The organism is Acidiphilium sp. PA, assembly GCF_026191915.1.
GTDB lineage: Bacteria > Pseudomonadota > Alphaproteobacteria > Acetobacterales > Acetobacteraceae > Acidiphilium.
On record NZ_JAIMBY010000001.1, the window covers coordinates 380,700 to 400,307 of the forward strand.

General features: G+C 66.2%; 22 protein-coding genes. 15 read left to right on the forward strand and 7 right to left on the reverse strand.

The window, feature by feature from the left end:
* Window positions 1–4: 4 nt before the first annotated feature.
* Window positions 5–718, reverse strand: a complete 714-nt coding sequence (locus tag AruPA_RS01785; RefSeq protein ID WP_265634544.1) for a haloacid dehalogenase type II — start codon at window positions 716–718, stop codon at window positions 5–7.
* Entirely contained in the window at window positions 715–903 is a 189-nt protein-coding gene (locus AruPA_RS01790) for a twin transmembrane helix small protein (RefSeq protein ID WP_265634546.1), read from the reverse strand. The genes AruPA_RS01785 and AruPA_RS01790 overlap by 4 nt, the downstream gene beginning before the upstream one ends.
* 81 nt (window positions 904–984) lie before the next feature.
* Here AruPA_RS01790 and AruPA_RS01795 point away from each other — a divergent pair, with 81 nt between their 5' ends.
* Window positions 985–3,375, forward strand: a complete 2,391-nt coding sequence (locus AruPA_RS01795; protein ID WP_265634548.1) for a mechanosensitive ion channel family protein — start codon at window positions 985–987, stop codon at window positions 3,373–3,375.
* Window positions 3,376–3,428: 53 nt separating this feature from the next.
* Window positions 3,429–4,154 (forward strand): 2OG-Fe dioxygenase family protein, encoded by a 726-nt coding sequence (locus AruPA_RS01800; protein ID WP_265634549.1) that lies wholly within the window; start codon window positions 3,429–3,431, stop codon window positions 4,152–4,154.
* Window positions 4,155–4,498: 344 nt separating this feature from the next.
* Here the strand turns inward: AruPA_RS01800 and AruPA_RS01805 are convergent, their stop codons facing one another.
* Window positions 4,499–5,500, reverse strand: coding sequence for a cysteine synthase A (locus AruPA_RS01805; protein ID WP_265634551.1), 1,002 nt, complete (start codon window positions 5,498–5,500; stop codon window positions 4,499–4,501).
* 90 nt (window positions 5,501–5,590) lie between these two features.
* On the opposite strand from AruPA_RS01805, the gene AruPA_RS01810 reads away from it, so the two are divergent.
* From AruPA_RS01810 to radC, 4 genes are all read left to right on the forward strand, one after another.
* Window positions 5,591–6,001 carry a rhodanese-like domain-containing protein gene (locus AruPA_RS01810; protein WP_265634552.1) on the forward strand — a complete coding sequence of 137 codons (411 nt, stop codon included), beginning with the start codon at window positions 5,591–5,593 and terminating at the stop codon, window positions 5,999–6,001.
* A gap of 370 nt (window positions 6,002–6,371) precedes the next feature.
* On the forward strand, window positions 6,372–7,583 hold the full coding sequence (locus AruPA_RS01815) for an MFS transporter (RefSeq protein ID WP_265634554.1): 1,212 nt from the start codon (window positions 6,372–6,374) through the stop codon (window positions 7,581–7,583).
* A 37-nt stretch (window positions 7,584–7,620) separates the two neighbouring features.
* The gene (gene map / locus AruPA_RS01820; protein WP_265634555.1) at window positions 7,621–8,415 is read left to right on the forward strand and encodes a type I methionyl aminopeptidase; all 795 of its coding nucleotides are present in this window, start codon (window positions 7,621–7,623) and stop codon (window positions 8,413–8,415) included.
* 82 nt (window positions 8,416–8,497) lie between these two features.
* Window positions 8,498–9,211: a DNA repair protein RadC gene (radC, locus tag AruPA_RS01825; RefSeq protein WP_265635118.1), complete on the forward strand. Its 714-nt coding sequence runs from the start codon at window positions 8,498–8,500 to the stop codon at window positions 9,209–9,211.
* Here the strand turns inward: radC and AruPA_RS01830 are convergent.
* A complete protein-coding gene (locus AruPA_RS01830) occupies window positions 9,206–9,979 on the reverse strand; it encodes a methyltransferase domain-containing protein (protein ID WP_265634556.1) in 774 nt (257 codons plus the stop codon). The genes radC and AruPA_RS01830 overlap by 6 nt on opposite strands.
* Window positions 9,980–10,024: 45 nt before the next feature.
* Here AruPA_RS01830 and AruPA_RS01835 point away from each other — a divergent pair, with 45 nt between their 5' ends.
* The 5 genes from AruPA_RS01835 to AruPA_RS01855 are packed head-to-tail and all read left to right on the forward strand — an operon-like array spanning window position 10,025 to window position 12,697.
* Window positions 10,025–10,750 carry a ComF family protein gene (locus tag AruPA_RS01835; RefSeq protein ID WP_265634558.1) on the forward strand — a complete coding sequence of 242 codons (726 nt, stop codon included), beginning with the start codon at window positions 10,025–10,027 and terminating at the stop codon, window positions 10,748–10,750.
* A 42-nt stretch (window positions 10,751–10,792) separates the two neighbouring features.
* Window positions 10,793–11,056, forward strand: coding sequence for a glutaredoxin 3 (gene grxC, locus AruPA_RS01840; RefSeq protein WP_265634560.1), 264 nt, complete (start codon window positions 10,793–10,795; stop codon window positions 11,054–11,056).
* Between the two features lie 4 nt (window positions 11,057–11,060).
* A complete protein-coding gene (locus AruPA_RS01845) occupies window positions 11,061–11,540 on the forward strand; it encodes a DUF1178 family protein (RefSeq protein ID WP_265634561.1) in 480 nt (159 codons plus the stop codon).
* Between the two features lies 1 nt (window position 11,541).
* The gene (locus tag AruPA_RS01850; RefSeq protein WP_265634562.1) at window positions 11,542–12,075 is read left to right on the forward strand and encodes a gamma carbonic anhydrase family protein; all 534 of its coding nucleotides are present in this window, start codon (window positions 11,542–11,544) and stop codon (window positions 12,073–12,075) included.
* A gap of 46 nt (window positions 12,076–12,121) precedes the next feature.
* Window positions 12,122–12,697, forward strand: coding sequence for a hypothetical protein (locus tag AruPA_RS01855; RefSeq protein WP_265634564.1), 576 nt, complete (start codon window positions 12,122–12,124; stop codon window positions 12,695–12,697).
* 141 nt (window positions 12,698–12,838) lie between these two features.
* On the opposite strand, the gene AruPA_RS01860 is transcribed toward AruPA_RS01855, so the two are convergent.
* A complete protein-coding gene (locus AruPA_RS01860; protein WP_265634566.1) occupies window positions 12,839–14,236 on the reverse strand; it encodes a short-chain fatty acyl-CoA regulator family protein in 1,398 nt (465 codons plus the stop codon).
* A gap of 246 nt (window positions 14,237–14,482) precedes the next feature.
* On the opposite strand from AruPA_RS01860, the gene aceA reads away from it, so the two are divergent.
* Window positions 14,483–15,868 (forward strand): isocitrate lyase, encoded by a 1,386-nt coding sequence (gene aceA / locus AruPA_RS01865; protein WP_265634568.1) that lies wholly within the window; start codon window positions 14,483–14,485, stop codon window positions 15,866–15,868.
* Window positions 15,869–16,228: 360 nt separating this feature from the next.
* Here aceA and AruPA_RS21760 read toward each other — a convergent pair whose 3' ends face one another.
* Both AruPA_RS21760 and mntR read right to left on the reverse strand, forming a co-directional pair.
* Window positions 16,229–16,495 (reverse strand): HNH endonuclease, encoded by a 267-nt coding sequence (locus tag AruPA_RS21760; protein ID WP_408858567.1) that lies wholly within the window; start codon window positions 16,493–16,495, stop codon window positions 16,229–16,231.
* A gap of 23 nt (window positions 16,496–16,518) precedes the next feature.
* Window positions 16,519–16,965 carry a manganese-binding transcriptional regulator MntR gene (gene mntR / locus AruPA_RS01870; RefSeq protein ID WP_265634570.1) on the reverse strand — a complete coding sequence of 149 codons (447 nt, stop codon included), beginning with the start codon at window positions 16,963–16,965 and terminating at the stop codon, window positions 16,519–16,521.
* A gap of 86 nt (window positions 16,966–17,051) precedes the next feature.
* On the opposite strand from mntR, the gene AruPA_RS01875 reads away from it, so the two are divergent.
* From AruPA_RS01875 to AruPA_RS01885, 3 genes are all read left to right on the forward strand, one after another.
* Window positions 17,052–17,249, forward strand: coding sequence for a hypothetical protein (locus AruPA_RS01875; RefSeq protein WP_265634572.1), 198 nt, complete (start codon window positions 17,052–17,054; stop codon window positions 17,247–17,249).
* On the forward strand, window positions 17,246–18,595 hold the full coding sequence (locus tag AruPA_RS01880; RefSeq protein WP_265634573.1) for an NRAMP family divalent metal transporter: 1,350 nt from the start codon (window positions 17,246–17,248) through the stop codon (window positions 18,593–18,595). The genes AruPA_RS01875 and AruPA_RS01880 overlap by 4 nt, the downstream gene beginning before the upstream one ends.
* An 85-nt stretch (window positions 18,596–18,680) precedes the next feature.
* Window positions 18,681–19,412, forward strand: a complete 732-nt coding sequence (locus AruPA_RS01885) for a hypothetical protein (RefSeq protein ID WP_265634575.1) — start codon at window positions 18,681–18,683, stop codon at window positions 19,410–19,412.
* Window positions 19,413–19,608 lie beyond the last annotated feature (196 nt).

Consider the following 19,608-nt stretch of genomic DNA (forward strand, 5'->3'; position numbering starts at 1 on the left):
CCGCTCAGCCGCCCAGCGCCTCGGCCAGCGCCCCCACGGAATCGACCACGACATCCCAGGCACCGGACGCCCGCGCCCGATCCCCCGTCGCCGCACCAAACTCGGCCGGCCGGCTGATGAACGCGGTCCGCAGCCCGAAACTCGCCGCCGCCGCCAGATCATCGTTGTGCGCCGCTGCCAGCATCACATCACCCGGCGCCAGTCCCAGAAAATCGCACGCACCCAGATAAACCTCGGCATCCGGCTTGTAATGACGGAACATGTCCGAACCGAACGTCACATCCCAGGGAAACCCGTTGCGCCGGGCCAGCGCCACCTGCAACGCCAGATGACCGTTCGACAACGGCCCGATCACCGCGACTTCCTTCAGCCGCCGCAGCCCGGCCACCACATCCGGCCACGCCGCCAGCCGGTGCCACAGCCGCACCAGCTGCTCATAATCGCCATCATCCAGCGGCCCGATCCCGTGCCGCCGGGTAATCTCCATCAACGCGTCACGATGCAGATCATCAAGCAACGTCCACGGCACCACCCCGCGCCGCACCCGGTCCATCGAGGGCCGATACGCCCGCCGCCAGCTATCCGCGATCTCCGCCCAATCCGCGACAATCCCGCGTGACGCTCCGAACGCCGAAAGCCCGGCAATCACGCTGCCCCGCCAATCGACCAGCGTGCCGAACACATCGAACAGCACCGCCCGCGGCATCGCCACGCTCATCGCCCGTACAGAATAAGCACCACGACCAGCGCGACCGCAACCGCCTGCAGCCCCACCCGCCAGCGCATCAGCCGGTTCTGCCGGCGCGGATCGGCACCGGTGGTCATGCCGACCGCACCGGTCAGCAGCACCGCGACCACGGCAATCATGTCGAGCCCGAGAAGGATAATCAGAACATCACGCATACGTCCGATTATAGGGCGCAATCCCGACCTGCGGTAGGGGCCGCGGTTGACATCACCGCCCCGCTCCCTTTCACAAGGACCATGCGCGTCGCCCCTCCCCGTCTCATCCTCGCCCTGCTCTGCACCATCCTGATCGCCGCCGCACCCGCCGTGCAGGCCGCCGGCAATCCCCTGGCCGCCTTCGCGGGCAAAACCGCCACCAAACCCGCCGCCACCCCACCCGCCACGCTCGATGCCGCCCAGATCGACGCCGCCATCGCCACGCTGAACAACCCCGCCGAGCGCAACGCCCTGATCGCCACGCTCGAAGCGATGAAACATCCCGCCACCAAATCCGCCACCGCGCCGACGACATCGCCCACCACCGGCATCGGCTTCATCCAGACGACTGAAACCAGGGCCCGCCTGATCCTCGGCGACCTCGGCAGCGCCCTGAAAGCCTCGACCGACGTCCGCCTCGTCTGGCACTGGATGGTCTTCGTCGCGACCGATGCCTGGCTCCGCCAGACCGTCCTCCACGCGGTCATCCGCCTGGCCATGGTCCTCGCCACCGCCCTCGCCGGCGAATACCTCGTCATCTACCTGCTCCGCCGCCCGCGCGCCGCCATCCTGCGCCGCGCCGCCCGCCTGCGCGACAGCCGCCACGCCGAAGACGAAGCCGGCCTCGCCGCCGCCGAAGCCGGCGAGACCGAACAACGCCCCCGCCGCCGCTCACTCCGCCGCTGGTTCCGCCGCCTGCCCTTCGCCATCGCGCATTTCCTGCTCGCCCTCGCCCCCATCCTGATCTTCGCCCTGATCGGCTTCCTGTGGCTCACCGGCAGTCTCGCCAGCGAACGCGTCGCCAAACTCGTCGTCATCGCCGTCCTGAACGCCTACCTCGCCTGCCGCCTCACGCTCGAGGTCGCACGCTTCCTGCTCGCCCCCGCCCGGCGCGACATACGGCTGATCCGCACGACCGACCGCCGCGCCAGCTGGTTGGTCAACTGGCTGCGCCGGATCATCGGCGTCATCGCCTTCGGCTACGCCGCCATCGCAACCGGCGGACTGTTCGGCCTCTATCACGCCGCCAGCCAGGTCCTGATCAAGCTCGTCTCGCTGATCGTGCACATCATGGCCGCCATCATGGTGCTCCAGGCGCGCCGGCCCGTCGCGGCCATCATCCGCGGCGACCGCAAGGCCGACCGCAGCCGCAGCGGCGTCATCACCGCAGCCCGCGCCGGTCTCGCCCGCTCGTGGCACGTCCTCGCCCTGTTCTACATCATCGCCCTCTGGATCGCCTGGGCCATCGGCGTGCCGCACGCCTTCTTCATCATGCTGCGCATCGTGCTGGTGTTCGCCATCATCGCCGCCCTGGCCCGCAGCATCTCCGCCTGGCTCGCGCACGGGCTCGAATCCGCGTTCGACGACGAAGTCGCCTGGCGCACCCAGTTCCCCAGCCTGTTCATGCGCCTGCGCCTCTACCTGCCCGTCTTCAAACTGGCCATCAGCATCGTCCTCGGAACCCTGGCGATCCTGGTGATCCTGCAGCTCTGGGGCATCGGCGTCCTCGCCTGGTTCACCGTCACGCGCATCGGCCAGCGCATCGTCGCCGCCGCCATCACCATCGGCCTCGCCGCCCTGATCGGCCTGATCGCGTGGGAAACCATCAACGCCGGCCTCGAAGCCCAGGCCGAACGCCTCGTGCAGCAAGGCCGCCCCGGCCGCGCCGCCCGCTACCGCACCCTGCTGCCCATGCTGCGCACGACCCTGCTGGTCATCATCCTCGTCATCGTCGCCCTGGTGGTGCTCAGCGCGATCGGCGTCAACGTCACGCTCCTGCTCGGCGGCCTGTCCATCTTCGGCCTCGCCGTCGGCTTCGGCTCGCAAAAACTGGTGCAGGACATCATCACCGGCCTGTTCCTCCTGCTCGAAGACGCCATGCAGGTCGGCGACAACGTCACCCTCGGCGGCATGTCCGGTATCGTCGAAAAATTATCGATCCGCACCATCCGGCTCCGCGGCGGCGATGGCTCGCTGAACATCATCCCGTTCAGCTCCGTCACCACCGTCACCAACGCCTCGCGCGACTTCGGCTACGCCCCCATCAACATCGGCGTCGGCTACGGCGAAGATATCGACCACGTCCAGGCCGTCATCACCGAAGTCTTCGAAACCATGCGCGCCGAACCCACCTGGGCCGCCCAGATCAGCAACGACCTCGAGCTCTGGGGGCTCGACCAGTTCGGCGCCTCCTCCGTCAACATCGTCGGCCGCGTTAAAACCCCCGCCGGCAAACAATACGCCGTGCGCCGCGAATTCAACCGCCGCATCAAAATGCGCTTCGACGCCGAAGGCATCGAACTGCCCTACAACTACCAGAAAATCACCATCGACCCCGCCGAATTCCGCGCCGCCTTCGGTCCCCCCCGCACCCCGCCACACACGCCCGGAACCAGCGAACCGCCGCCCGCCCCAAGCCCAGCGAATAGCTGAAGTCGCCTCCAGCCCAGTTCAATCCACCGTCCAACCTGCTAAATGAAACCGCCATGGACGCGATCAATCAACGCCGCCACCTCGGCCATCACCTGCACACCAACGGATTCGCCTTCCTCGAAGGCCCCGCGTTCGACGCCATGCTGCCCCCCGAAGCCATCGCCCCCACCGCCTGGGACAGCTTCGCCACCAGCTGGAACGGCATGCCCCTCGATACCTACATGGCCGACGGCGGCCGCTACCGCCGCCGCCGCTTCGGCGTCTTCACCGCCACACCCGGCGATATCATCCGCCGCGCCCCCCACCAGCCCCACTACCAGACCCGCGACTACAACAGCCTGAACGGCGGCATCGAACGCTGGTTCGAACCCATCAACCCCACCATCGCCGATGGCCTGAGCTTCCAGGCCCTGCTCGGCTTCACCCGCTCTCTGTTCGAAGAACAAGCCGGCATCGTGCCCTGGCACATCGAAGCCCACCAGTTCCGCATCGAAACCGGACCCCAAGGCACCGGCCAGCCCACCCCCGAAGGCATGCACCGCGACGGCGTCGACTTCGTGCTCGTCCTCATGGTCCAACGCACCAATATCGAACAAGGCACCACCACCATCCACGACCTCAACGGCACAACCCTCGGCAGCTTCACCCTCACCCACCCCCGCGACGCCGCACTCGTCGACGACCGCCGCGTCTTCCACGGCGTCACCCCCGTCACCCCCATCAACCCCGCCACCCAAGCCCACCGCGACGTCCTGGTCCTGACCTACCGTAAGGTGTGAGATCGGTTGATGGCGGGCGCTTATGGCAAGCAAGGCGGGGGGCTTTGCCCCCTCGACCCCCACTAAGGGCATCTCGGCGCTTACGCGGCCTTCGGCCACGGTCGCCTCGATCCCTTAGAACCCGCTAGTTTTAGGTAAGGGGAGGGCGACCCAGGCCAGATCAGTTGACCCACCGAGGCAGCGCCCTCCCCTTACCTAAAACTAATGGATTTTAAAGGCTCCGCCTTTAACGGGGTCCAGGGGCGGAGGAGCCGAAGGTTCCAGCGATGCTCTTCATCGCTGGAATGGCTCCGGAGGGAGAGCCCCTGGCCTTCCTTGCCTCAAACACCCCCCACCAACCAACCTCACACCATCCACGGCGGGGCGGGCAGGTTTTTGCTGGCGAGGAATGTGGGGTTGAACAGTTTGGACTGGTAGCGTGCGGCGCCGTCGCACAGGATGGTCACGATGGTATGGCCGGGGCCGAGGTCGCGTGCGACCGCGATGGCGGCGGCGACGTTGATGCCGGCTGACCCGCCGATCGAGAGTCCTTCGTGGATCATCAGGTCGAACACTTGTTCGAGCATTGCGGTGTCGGGCACCCGCACCGCGTCATCGATCGGCGCACCGGCCAGGTTGGCGGTAACGCGCCCTTGCCCGATCCCTTCACTGATCGATGATCCGCTGGAGGTGAGCTGCCCGGTTTTCACCCAGTCATACAGCGCGCTGCCATCGGGATCGGCGAGCACGATCCGCACATCCGGCTTACGCGCCTTCAGCGCCATCCCCACACCGGCCAGCGTGCCCCCGGTGCCGCAGGCGCAGGTGAACGCATCGATCACCCCGCCGGTCTGCTGCCAGATCTCCGCCCCGGTGGTGGTCCGATGCCCCTCGCGGTTGGCGGTATTATCGAACTGATTGGCCCAGAACGCGCCGGTCTCCTCGGCAATCCGCTGCGACACCCGCACATAATTGCCCGGGTCCTTGTACGGTTTCGCCGGCACCAGCCGCAGATCGGCGCCGATCATCCGCAGAAAATCGATCTTCTCCTGGCTCTGGGTCTCCGGCATCACAATCACGGACCGATAGCCCCGCGCATTCGCAACCAGCGTCAACCCGATCCCGGTATTGCCCGCGGTCCCCTCCACAATCGTGCCGCCCGGCTTGAGCGCGCCCGAAGCCTCCGCCGCATCGATCATCGCCAGCGCCGCCCGATCCTTCACCGAACCGCCCGGATTCATGAACTCCGCCTTGCCCAGAATCGTGCACCCCGTCGCCGCCGAGGCACCCCGCAACCTGATCAGCGGCGTGCCGCCAATCGCGCCGGTCAGCCCATCGGCGAGGTGCGATTTCGGTGCTATCATCATGGCATGGTCCCTATAGATCATAGTTCTGGAATGGATTGCCCCAACGGGCCAAATCGAACAAACTTCAAGCCTTATCTAATGGAGGAAACCATGATTGACGATGTCGCGCCAAAACAGGTCTGGGAAGCGCTGATGACCCACCCCGACGCTGTCCTCATCGACGTCCGCACCACCGCCGAATGGAACTTCGTCGGCATGCCCGACCTGTCCCAGACCGGCAAACACACCATCCCCATCCAATGGCAGGTGTTCCCCACCATGCAACCCAACCCCCACTTCCTCGATCAGGTCAAAGACGCCGGCCTGACCGAACAACACCACCTCTACTTCATCTGCCGCACCGGCGGCCGCAGCATGGCCGCCGCCGATAGCGCCCGCAACGCCGGCTTCAAACACGTCTACAACGTCAAAGATGGCTTCGAAGGCCCCCACGACCAACGCGGCCACCGCGGCCACGTCGCCGGCTGGAAACACGACGGCCTGCCCTGGACCCAAAAATAAGCCCGATGGTTGGTCGGGGCGCTGGAAGCAAGCAAGGCGGGGGGCTTTGCCCCCTCGACCCCCACTAAGGGCTTAGCCCTTAGAACCCTTTAGTTTTAGGCAAGGGGAGGGCTGTCCAGGCCAGATCAGCGGAACCACCGAGACAGCGCCCTCCCCTTGCCTAAAACTAGTGGATTTTAAAGGCTCCGCCTTTAACGGGGTCCAGGGGCAGAGCCCCTGGCCTTGCTGTCTCCCAACGCCACCCCACCGGCCATCGGGCTTATGTTCGTGCCCCGGGTCAGGGTTGTCGGCTTTCATCCGCGATGGCGTGGATGCTGGTTTGCGTGGGGGGCTCTGGAGGTTCGGGTGTCGAACCTGTCATGAAGATGGCATGAGCGAGGCGGGTATTTATATCGAGCGTGGCAGTGCTGCGTTCCGGCGGACCAATCTGGCGATGTTTGCGGCCGGATTTTCGACGTTTGCGTTGATGTATTCTGTGCAGCCTTTGTTACCGGTGTTCGCGCGGGATTTTGTCGTGAGTCCCATGGTGGCGAGTCTGGCGTTATCGCTGACGACGTTCACTTTGGCGGGGTCGTTATTGGTTGCGAGTGCGTTATCCGAGGTCTGGGGTCGCAAGCGCATGATGGCGGGTTCGATTCTGGGTGCTGCGGTGCTGACGATGGCTTCGGCGGGGATTCCGCACTGGGGCGGGTTTCTGGTGATGCGCGCGGTGATCGGCGTGGTGTTGTCGGGTTTGCCGGCGGTGGCGATGGGGTTTCTGGCGGAGGAGATCGGCCCGCGATCGGTCGGTCTGGCGATGGGTCTGTTTGTCGGCGGCAGCGGGTTCGGCGGCATGGCGGGCCGGTTGCTGACGGGGATTTTGGCGGATGCGTTGGGCTGGCGCTGGGCGATCGTCGGCATCGGCGCGATCGGTCTGGTTGCGGGGGTGATTTTCGTGATCCGCCTGCCGCCATCGCGGCATTTCGAGCGGCGCAGCCTCGCGATCGGTTCGTTGCTGCGCAGTTATCGCGCGCATCTGGCGGACCCGGCGTTGCGGTTGTTGTATGCCGAGGCGTTTCTGATCATGGGCGGCTTCGTGACGGTGTATAATTACATCACGTTCCGTCTGCTGGCGCCGCCGTTCAGCCTGTCGCAGACCAGTGTGGGGTTCATTTTCGCGGTCTATCTGGTGGGGGTGGCGAGTTCGGCGTGGATGGGTCATCTGGCCAGCCGGTTCGGCCGGGCGCGGATGCTGCCGGCGGGCATCGCGATCGAACTGCTGGGCGCGCTGCTGACCTTGTCGGGTTCGGTGCCGGTGATCGTGCTGGGCATCGCGTTGGTGACGTTCGGATTTTTCGCGAGCCATTCGGTCGCGAGTTCCTGGGTGGGCGCGCAGGCGCGTGGCGCGCGGGCGCAGGCGGCGGCGCTCTATCTGTTCCTGTATTATCTGGGATCGAGCGTGGCGGGCTCGATCGGCGGCTATGCCTGGAGTCTCGCGGGCTGGGGTGGCGTGGTCGGCATGATCGTGATCCTGCTGGTCACCGGGCTTGGATTGGCGCGGCGTCTGGCGACCTTGCCATTACGCCCGGCGGAGATCATTTAGTCTCCATGTCGATCATGTCACAAAGGGAGCCGGTCTGATGGACGGCGGATCCGAACAGCGCCACATCACCCTGCACACACCGGCCGATTTCGCGCCGATGCGTGCCGCCGGTGCCCTGGCCGCCGCCGTGCTCGACATGGTGGGCGCCCATGTCCGTCCCGGCATCACCACCGGCGAGATCGACGCGATCTGCCACGACTACATCATCGCCCATGGCGCGATCCCGGCGCCGTTGAATTATCGCGGCTTTCCGAAATCGACCTGTATTTCGATCAACCACGTCGTCTGCCACGGCATTCCGGGCGACCGGGTATTGATGGATGGCGATGCGCTGAACATCGACATCACCGTGATCCTGGATGGCTGGCACGGCGATTCCAGCCGCATGTATGTCGCCGGCACCGCCTCGACCAAGGTGCGCCGCCTGATCGATGTCACGTATGAATCCCTCCTGCGCGGCATTGCGCAGGCGAAGCCCGGCAATCATTTCGGCGATATCGGCCACGCGATCCAGACCTATGTCGAAGCCCAGCGCTTCACCGTGGTGCGCGATTTCTGCGGCCACGGCATCGGCCGGCAGTTCCACGAACCGCCGAACGTGCTGCATTTCGGCCGCAAGGGCGACGGCCCGTTGCTCAAGCCCGGTATGTTCTTCACGATCGAACCCATGGTCAACGCCGGCCGCCCCGAGGTCAAGATCCTCGATGACGGCTGGACCGCGGTCACCCGCGACCGCAGCCTCTCCGCGCAGTTCGAACACATGATCGGCATCACCGAAACCGGGTGCGAGGTCTTTACCCTGGCCGCCGGCGAGCATATCGCGCGGACCTGATCCGCTTTCCAAACGCGCACCGATATGACAATCTCCGATTGTGCCAAAACGCCAAACCACCCCAGGATTGTCTGAGCCGGTCCTGCCGTTCGCGGCCCCGGCGGACGAATGCGAAACCAACGATGCCCATGGTGCCGCCGGCCATCGGGCCCGGCTGCGGGCGCGGCTGCTGAAGGCCGGGCCGGACTCCCTGGCCGATCATGAAGTGCTGGAAATGATGCTGTTTCTCGCCCTGCCGCGGCGCGACACCAAACCGATCGCGCGTGCCTTGGTCGCCCGCTTCGGCTCCTATGCGCAGGCGATCGCCGCACCGGTCGGCGATCTGCTGGCGGTCGAGGGGCTGGGCGAGTCCGGCGCCGCCGCGCTCAAGATCGTCCAGGCCGCGGCCCTCCGCCTGGTCAAGGCCGAGGTGATCTACCGCCCGATCCTCAACCATTGGGACCGTCTGATCGAATATCTCACCGCCGTGCTCGCGCGCGAGCGGGTGGAACAGGCGCGCGTTCTGTTCCTCGACCATCGCAACCGCCTGATCGCCGATGAAATCCAGAGCCAGGGCACCATCAACCACACGCCGCTCTACCCGCGTGAGTTGGTCAAGCGCGCGCTCGAACACCATGCCACCGCGATCATCCTGGTCCACAACCACCCGAGCGGCGACCCCAGCCCCTCGCAGGCCGACATCGCGATGACCCGTGAGATCAAGCAGGCGGCGACCACGCTCTCGATCGTGCTGCACGACCATGTAATAATCGGCAACGGCAAATGGGTCAGCCTCAAGCGGCTGGGCCTGCTATGAGCCCCAGCCGGTCAGCACGGCCATATCCAGCCGCGCGACCAGCCGCCCCTCGCCGCTCAACGCGGCCAGCGCCATCGCCAGCAGATCGCGCGGCGGCGGCCGGCGGGCGCGCGCGACCGTCGCGTTGGTCTCGCCCGCATCGCGCAGATCCCGCAGCAGGGCGAGCGGATCGGCGTAATCGAAATCGATCGTCTCGCGTTCGGCAATCGGCAGCGCGAACCCGGCCCGCTGCAACAACCCCGCGCAATCCGCGAGTTCCGGAAATGGCGAGACGCGCGGCGCCGCCCCGCCGGTGAGCGCCGCCTCCGCCTCGATCAGCGCGGCGCGCAGCCCGCCCAGCGTGCCGAGCAGCGGCATGCTCGCCAGAAACAACCCCTCCGGCTTCAAACTACGGCGGATCTGCACCAGCGCGCCCGGCAGATCATTGACCCAGTGCAGCGACAGATGCGCGACGATCAAATCGAAACACGCCGCGCCGAACGGCAGAAACTCCTCATCGGCCACCACGTCGCCATACCCCGCCGCCACCATGCGGTGCGACAGATCGGTCGCCACCACCTCGATCCCGCGCGCCGCCAGCAGCGGCGTCACCGCCCCGCGCCCGCCGATATCCAGCGCCCGCGTGAACACCCGCCCGGTATCATCCAGCCGATCGAGCACCCGTGCCGCCAGATCATCCAGCACCGGGCGCACCCGCCCCAACCGTCGCGCCGCCCGATCCCGATGCGCCGCCACCGCCGCCCGGTCGAAAATCACCATCTCGCTCATGCCGGGACTTGTGGCGCACCCCACCCCGCGCGGAAACCCCGCGCCGTGCTGAAATCCCTCGCCCGCGCCACGCTCGACCTCATCCTGCCCGCGCAATGCCTGGCCTGCGCCGAACCCGCGAGCGGCGCAGGCCAGCTATGCGCCAAATGCTTCGCGGACGCCGCCTTCCTCACCCCGCCGCTGTGCGGCCACTGCGGCCTGAAGCTGGTCGAACCGGCCCCGCTGTGCTCCGCCTGCGAGTGGGACCCGCCGGTGTTCCGCGCCGCCCGCGCCGCGCTGCGCTACGGCCCCGCCGCCAAACGCCTGATCCTGCCGTTCAAATACGCCGACCGGCCGGAAGCCGCCCGCGGCCTCGCCCGGCTGCTGCTCCAGCCTGGCGCCGAACTGCTCGCCCGCGCCGACCTGCTGGTTCCGGTCCCCCTGCACAAGCGCCGCCTCGCCGCGCGCGGCTACAACCAGGCCGGCGAACTCGCCCGCGCCCTCGCCAGGCTCACCGGCAAACCGCTGCTGATCGATGCCCTCATCCGCACCCGCGCCACCCGCCCGCTCGCCGAGCTTGACCAGCACGACCGCGCCGTCGCCCTGCACGGCGCCATCGCCATCCGCCCGGGCCGCGCCGCCGCCCTGCACGGCCGCACCCTCCTGCTGATCGACGATGTCCTCACCTCCGGCGCCACCGCCTCCACCTGTGCCGCCGTCCTCTACCAGGCCGGCGCCGCCGCGGTCGACGTGCTCGCCCTCGCCCGCGTTTCCGATGAGGAGGACACCTGATTCCACTTGCACTCGCATCACGCGCGCGTATGTGATCATCCCATGAGCAAGATCGAAATCTACACCCAGATGTTCTGCCCCTACTGCAGCCGCGCCGTGAAACTCCTGCGCGACAAGGGCGTCACCTTCACCGAAATCGACGCCCCGCACGGCTCCGCCGCCCGCCGCGAGGCCACCGCCCGCTCGAACGGCGGCACCACCATGCCCCAGATCTTCATCGACGACCGGCCGATCGGCGGCTGCGACGATCTGATCGCGCTCGACCGCGCCGGCAAGCTCGACCCGCTGCTGGTCCCCTCCGGCTGATCTGATGATCCACTATCAGTTGCAATGCGCCAACGGCCACGAATTCGATGGCTGGTTCAAAAGCAGCGCCAGTTTCGACCGTCAGGCCGCCCGTCACCTGCTGGAATGCCCAAGCTGCGGCACAAACGCCGTCGAACGCGCCATCATGGCCCCGCGCATCGGCGGCAAATCCCGCGCCCCGGCCGAAACCCCACCGGACCCAACCCCACCCGCCGCACACCCATCGCCCACCCCGCCCGCAACCGCCATCACCGGCCCGATGCCCGCCGAAATGCGCGCCCTGCTCGCCCGCGTCCGCCGCGAGGTCGAAGCGAAGTGCGACTACGTCGGCCCCGCATTCGCCGCCGAAGCCCGCCGCATCCACGACGGCGAAGCCGAACCCCGCGGCATCTACGGCGAAGCGACCGAGGCCGAGGCCGAAGCCCTCGCCGAGGACGGCATCACCGTCGGCCGCATCCCCTGGGTCCCCCTGGCGGACAGCTGACATGACCCCTTCCCGCTTCACGCTCGACGGCATCAGCCCAAACGTCCACCCCGAAGCCTGGGTCGCCCCCGGCGCCGTCCTGATCGGCGCCGTCACCCTCGCCGCCCAGGCCAACATCTGGTTCAACTGCACCCTGCGCGCCGACAACAACACCATCACCATCGGCGAACGCACCAACATCCAGGACGGCACCATCATCCACGTCAACGCCGGCGCCGCCTTTGCCGCACGCATCGGCGCCGATGTCACGGTCGGCCACGCCGCCATCATCCACGCCTGCACCCTGCACGACCGCGCCTTCGTCGGCATGGGCGCCATCGTGCTCGATGGTGCGGTCATCGAACCCGGCGGCATGCTCGCCGCCCATTCCACCCTGCCCCCCGGCAAACGGATCGGCCCCGATGAATTATGGATGGGCTCGCCCGCCCGCCTGGTCCGCGTCATGGACGCCGCCGAACAAGCCCTCCGCGCCGCCACCGCCCCGCACTACGTCGCCCTCGCCGCCCGCTACCGGCGCGGCCTCCAGGCTTCGTGATCCTGCCAAACGCCGAAGCCTTCCCATATCCCCGGCGGAGGATCACATGCACCGCTGGCTCATCCTGTCGCTCACCGCAATCGCCCTCGCCGGCTGCGCGCTCGAAACGCCCGCGCCATCCACCGGCCGGCTGCCCGCCGACACCTTCGCCGCCAGCATCATCGGCGAAGATCCCGCAATCGCCGCCACCAACGCCGCCACCTACGCCTTCGCCCACCCGGATGCGATGATCGGTCACCCCGCCCGCATGGCCATCGCCATCGCATCGCTCGATGCCATGGCCGGCCAGTTCGCCACCGGCGCCCGCTGGGCCGGCATGAACACCCTCGCCAAACAGGAAATGCTCCAGGCCCGCTCCCGCGTCCGTCGCATCCTCGGCATCGCCCCCGGCACCGCCTCGCAAACCGTGATCGACGCGCTGGTCGGCGCCGCCCGGCAACTCCGGCGCAACAACCGCCCCGGCGCACTCACCGCCCTCGCCAGCCCCGGCTTCACCCGCCCCCCCGCCGAAACCCTCGCCCTGCTCGGCCACTTCCCCGCCGTGCCGCTGGCCAATCATGCCACCAGCTTTGCCAGCCAATACCTCTATCCGGGCGGGGGGACGTTTCCGAATTTTAAGTAGAAGGGAAGGTAAAAAGACTTCTTTTTGTGAACAAAAAGAAGCAAAAAAACTTTATGAGTTTGGTCCCTGCCCGTGAAACCGGCACAGACCCAGATTAAAAAAGTTTTTTGCTTCTTTTTTACAAAAAAGAAGTCTTCCTTCCTATCTCCCCCCCGCCTCGAACCGATAAGGCGAAGCACTCGTCGTCGAAACATCCAGCGCCAACCGATGCGCCAGCGGCGGAAACGCGCGCGACCGGCAATCCGGCCGGTCGCACAACCGGCACGACAGGCCGATCCCCACCGCCGCCCGTTCGATATCGATCCCATCGGCATAGACGAAATCCCCCGCCCGGTTGATCTCGCAGCCCATCGCCACCACCCGCGTCGCCGGCGGCTCGCCCCAATGCGCCGGCGCCGCCACGATCGTTCGCGCGAAACACAGATACGTCGCCCCATCCGGCAGTTGCGCCACCTGCACCCGCACGCTGCCCGGCGCCGCAAACGCCGAATACACCACCCAGCGCGGGCAATTCCCGCCGAACCGCGCGAACGGAAACCCCGCCGCCGAAAACCGCTTTGAAACATTCCCCGCCGGATCGACCCGCAGAAAAAACAGTGGCACCCCGCGCGCCCCGTTCCGCTGCAAGGTCGAAAGCCGGTGGCACGCCTGCTCGAACGACACCCCGAACCGCATCGCCAGGTGCTCGACGTCATGCCGCAACGCCAGCGCCGCCTCCAGAAACGGCACATACGGCATCAGAACCGCACCCGCGAAATAATTGATCAGCCCGATCCGCAGCAATTCCCCCGCATCCCGCGTCGTCAACGCCGCCCGCTTCACGATCGGCTCGATCAGATCGCGCGCCTCCAGCAACCCGAGCTGAAACGCCATCTGAAACCCCCGGCTCTCCCGCGGCAACGTCTCCGACAGGCGCAGATGCCGCGCCGCCGGATCATAAATCCGCAACGCCCCCGGCAAGGGTGCGACTGATACCACCAGCCCATGCTTGTGCCGCAACCGCTCCGCCAACGCGTGGTTCATCCCCAGCGTCGCCGCCGGCAATTCCGCCCCCATCGCCTCGGCGGCCTCCTCCAGTTCGGGGAAAAAATTGGCGTGCTCATGGAAAAAATCCCGCACCTCCTCGTTCGGCAACAGAATCTTCCGCCCCGACGGCAGCGTGATCGCCCCGGTCTCCTCGCGCACCGCCTGAAACGCCCGATACAACCCCAAAACCGCCTGCGCCGCCGCCGGCGCCGACCCCGCCACCAACCGCGCATCCGCATCCGGCACCGGATCGGTCCCGAGCAGCGGGTCGGCGAACGCCTCGCGCAACGCCTGCTCGATCTGCCGCTCCCCGGACCCCGAAAGCGCCGCCAGATCGACCTGCAAAATCTCGGTCAGCTTGATCAGCAGCGTCGCCGTCACGCCGCGCTGATCATGCTCGATCAGGTTGAGATACGAGGTCGAAATCCCCAGCCGCTCGGCCAGTTTCTGCTGCGTCATCCCCTGCTCCATGCGCAGGCGGCGCACGATCCGGCCGATCAACGGGTTAGCCACGTCACACACCTCGACTCACGAGAAAAACTTAACACGATTTACACAACGTAAAACTTTACAGTCAATATCGCCACTGGTTTCGTCATTTCATACCAAATCTCCCCGTGACTTTCGCGCCTGCAGCGTAAATAATCCACACATGGCGAACACGCCGGCCTAGCAACAAACCACCAACGTCCGAAACGCAGACAACGCCCATCCCAATTTCGCACGGCACCCAACCGCGCACGGCACCAGGAGACCACAATGACCAACCTCACCCCCCCGACCCACGCCCCCGAAGGTCTGCCCGGCGGCCTCGCCGTCGCCCCGGACCGCTTCGCCGGCATCCGCCGCGACTACACGACGGCCGATGTCGAAAAACTCTCCGGCAATTTCCGCATCCGCCACACCCTCGCGGAAATGGGCGCCACCCGCCTCTGGAATCTCCTGAAAAACGAACCCTACATCAACACGCTCGGCGCCCTCACCGGCAACCAGGCCATGCAGCAGGTCAAGGCCGGCCTCAAGGCCATCTACCTCTCCGGCTGGCAGGTCGCGGCGGATGCCAACAATTCCGGCGAAATGTACCCCGACCAATCGCTCTACCCGGTCAACTCGGTGCCCCAGGTGGTCAAGCGCATCAACGCCACGCTGCGCCGCGCCGACCAGATCGCCCGCATGGAAGGCGACACCAGCACCTACTGGATGGCGCCGATCATCGCCGACGCCGAAGCCGGCTTCGGCGGCGCCCTCAACGCCTACGAGCTCATGAAAGCCATGATCGAAGCCGGCGCCGCCGGCGTGCATTTCGAAGACCAGCTCGCGTCCGAAAAAAAATGCGGCCATCTCGGCGGCAAGGTCCTGGTGCCGATCAGCCAGCACATCCGCACCCTCAACGCCGCCCGCCTCGCCGCCGACGTCGAAGGTGTGTCCACCGTGCTGCTCTGCCGCACCGACAGCCACGCCGCCCAACTCCTCACCGCCGACGTCGATGAGCGCGACCGCCCCTTCATCACCGGCGAACGCACGCCCGAAGGCTTCTACCGCATCAAGCCCGGCCTCGGCGTCGAATACGCCATCGCCCGCAGCCTGGCCTATGCGCCCTACGCCGACCTCCTCTGGTGGGAAACCTCCGAACCCAACCTCGATGAAGCCCGCCAGTTCGCCGAAGCCATCCACAAGCAATTCCCCGGCAAGATGCTCGCCTATAATTGCTCGCCGAGCTTCAACTGGAAAAAGAAACTGAGCCCCGAAAAAATCGCGACCTTCCAGCAGGAAATCGCAGCCATGGGCTACAAATTCCAGTTCGTCACCCTCGCCGGCTTCCATTCGCTGAACTACTCGATGTTCCAGCTCGCCAAAGGCTACGCCGAACGCGGCATGGCCGCCTACTCGGAACTCCAGCAGGCCGAATTCGCCGCCGAACCCCAGGGCTACACCGCAACCCGCCACCAGCGCGAAGTCGGCACCTCCTATTTCGACGCCGTCGCCGTCGCCGTCTCCGCCGGCAAAGCCTCCACCACCGCCATGGCCGGCAGCACCGAAACCGAACAGTTCCACGATCACGATCACCAGCCCGCCCACAACCACGACCACGACGACGGCCTGGTCCACCACCACAGCTGGGCGGTCAGCGCCCCCGACCGCTAAGCCCCGCTCAAATTACCAGTCCCCGCGATGCCGGCATGGTGCCGGCATCCGTTCTGTCAACTCGCCCCGGACGCCAGCCGTCCGGGGCATTTTTTTACCCCCGCGCCAACCGTCGTGTTTCTGAAACGGCAAGGCAAGCACTTCTTTTTTTGCAAAAAAAGAAGCAAAAAAACTCTTATTATCTAGGTCCCTGCGCCCCAACCCGCTGGCCACTCAACTACCGCAGGGCGGAAAAGCGAGGCGTAATCCGCCGCCTTCGGGTCCAACCGCCCGCACTCTGACCAACAAAGCCACCGCCCAAGCGCGGCGATATTGCAGGTACAAAACCCATCTCAACTTGTTGACCGTTGCACCGTTACGTCACGAGATCAGAGGCTTAACATTTTTGGCCCAGTAAGCGCGGTTGGTCTCATCGTGACGCTTTAAAATCTCCTTCGCCTCTTTCACACTCTGGCAGGGATCGTTGCCCTTGCATGAATTACAATGACGGCAACAGGTTGCGAGATTATTTGGATCATCCCGTGACCCCGACGGGTTTATGTGGTCGATGGTGAGATATCGCCACCCTTCGAATGTTCTCCCGTCCCACCCGCAGTAGAGACATTGAAATCCGTCACGCTTGAAAATATCAAGTGAATTTCATTTCGGCATCAGACACCCTTCCTCCCAACAAACTGCGTAAACACCCGCTCGGTCACATCCGAAATATAATGCTCCATCCCCTCGGCATCCGCCTCGGCCACCTCGCTCGGCACCCCCAGCGTCTCGAGCAGCCGCACCACCAGCCGATGCCGCACCCGCGCCCGCTCGGCCATGCGCGCACCCGCCTCGGTCAGAAAAACCCCGCGATAAGGCTCGGACATCGCCAGCCCCTGCCGCTTCAACCGGTTGATCGTCTTCGCCGCCGTCGGATGCGCCACCCCCATCCGCCGCGCGATATCCACCAGCCGCGCCTCACCGGCATCGGCCAGTAAATCCGCGATCAGCTCGACATAATCCTCCAGCAGCGCCGTCGCCTGCGCATCCCGCACCCGCCCAAACCGCCGCGCCTGCGCCGGTTCCGATGGCAATGTCCCCGCCCTACCCGCCTTGGTCATCGCGCCCCTCTGTCCGCCGCGTCCCGGCCGCCGCGTCCCGGCCGCCGCTGTTGACTTTGTTAGACCTATAACTTTATCATGTAGCCATGGCAACAATTAATACCCTCCTGAACGACGAACAGACCGTTCACCAGGATGCCGCATTTTACGCCGCCCGCCGCACCATGGCCTGGCAGCGCAGCACGATCTCACCCCGCCTGCGGCTGCTGCTCTGGTCCCTGCGCCTCTACGTCGTGCTCATGCTGGTAGTCGTCGCCATCGCCCTCGCGCGCCTCCTGCAATGACCGGCGCCGACAAGGCCGCGCCCACCACCCCCTCGCACGAGGATTTCGATCGCGCGGCCGACCGCCAGACCATCCTGCGCGCCCGCGGCCACACCTCCCGCTGGTTCGGCGCCCGCGTCCTGCTGCTCCTGGTCGGCCCCGGCGTCATCACCTTCCTCGGTGAGAACGATGCCCCGAGCATGCTGTCCTACGCCGCCACCGGCGCGCAATTCGGCATCGGCTTCTTCCTGCCCTTCATCCTCTTCACCTTTGCGATCGGGTTTGTGGTGCAGGAAATGGTCGCCCGCATCGGTGCGGCCACCGGCCAGGGCCATGCCGAGCTCATCTTCGCCCGGTTCGGCCGGTTCTGGGGCGGCTTTGCGATGCTCGATCTCTCGGCCGGCAATTTCCTGACCCTCGTCACCGAATTCATCGGCATCCGCGCCGGCCTCGGCTATTTCGGCGTCCCCCCCGCCGTTGCGGTCGGCGGCAGCATCCTGGTGATCGGCCTCGCCATCTCGACCTCGCGCTACCGCACCTGGGAGCGTTTCGCGATGGCGCTCGCCCTCGGCAACGCCATCTTTCTCCCCGTCGCCCTGCTCGCCCACCCCGATGCCGCGGCGATCGGCCACGCCATGCTCACCTGGAGCCCGCTGCCCGGCGGCCTGAAACCCGGCACGATCACTTTGATGATCGCCGACATCGGCGCCACCGTCACACCCTGGATGCTGTTTTTCCAGCAAGGCGCCGTGGCCGACAAAGGACTGACATCGACCGAACTGTCCGGCGCGCGGATCGATACATTGATCGGCACGCTCCTCGCCGCAACCTTCGCCATCGCGGCCGTCGTCGCCACCGCGCCCCTGTTCGCGCACGGCATCAGCGCGGCCAATTTCCAGACCGCCCAGTTCGCCGAGGCCCTGCAACCCCTGATCGGCCGCCTCGGCGCCTCCCTGTTCGCGATCGGCATTTTCGAGGCCGGGCTGGTCGCCGCGATCGCGATATCCACCTCATCGGCCTATGCGTTCGGCGAAGTCACCGGCACCGCCCATAGTCTCAACGCGCCCCTGCGCGACGGCTGGCGCTTCTACGCCGTCCTGCTCGGCTCCGCCTGCGCCGCCGGCGGCCTGACCCTGATCCCCGGCGCCCCGCTCGAAGACATCGTCATCCTGGTCAACGTCGTCGCAACCCTCGCCATGCCCCCCGCCCTGCTGTTCCTCATCGTCATCGCCAACGATGCCGAAATCATGGGCGAGCACCGCAACGGCCGCCTCGGCAACATCGCCGGCATCGGCGTCACCCTCTTCCTCGTCGCCAGCGGCCTCACCTTCGCCGCCACGGTCCTGGTCCCGCACCTGTTCGCCTGACCATCCAACCCCAAGACCAAGAATCTAACAATCCCCCTAACAAACCCCTTTCTCACCCCCCACCGACCATGGTTTACGTACGGTCATGATCGCAAACGCGCCGTTCATGCCTGCCGATCCGACCGAGCGCTTCACGGTGATTTTCCGTGCCCTGCAGCGCTCGGTCGCGGACAACGGCTACCGCCTCAAAATCCACGGCCCGCTCATCGTCCTGATCTGGAACTACCTCGCCCGCCAGATCGCCCGCTTCGCCCGCATCGCATCCGGCCCACCCCAATCCCCGCGCACCCGCACCCGCGCTCCCGCGTCGGGAACGGTCGAGCGCGAACCCGCCACCGCCATCCCCAATCCCAAACCACCCCTCACCCTGCCGCGCGGCTTCGCCTGGCTGATCCGCCTGCTGCCCAACGGCCCCGCCACCGTAGTCGCCGGTGCCGCCGCCCGCGCCGATCTCCAGCTCTTCATGGAAGACCCCATCGTGCTGGAGCTGCTGGCCACCCACCCCAGCCTCGGCCGCATCCTCCGCCCCCTCCACACCATGCTCGGCCTGCGTCCCTCCCAAATCATCAAACGCCCCAGAAAACCCCGGAGCGAACCCACAAACCCCGCCACCCCCCGCCCCAAACGCCCCCGCCCCAGGCGCCAGCCCGACTTCATGGCCCAATACAAAGTCAACCCCGACGGCAGTATCGACTTCACCCCCGAACAACTCCGCGACATCCTCGGCCCACCCCCACCACCCGTCCCGCCCTGGCACCACCCCTTCGTGCCCTCGTTCGACGCCAAAAAAATGTGGCGCAAAGGCCCACGGGGCTGATGCATGCCCATTTAGTTACGATATCGAAACAATAAGAACCAGCGGCAGGTGCTCTCGCGCTGCCCACGAAGTCTGCTTTCGTCAAACCCGAAAATGCGCCAGACTGGGGTCCGATTCGTGACCTCGGCACGCTTCACATAACCCGCCGCGCAGGGAGATCACCACGACCGCGATCCTCATCACCAATATCGCGCTG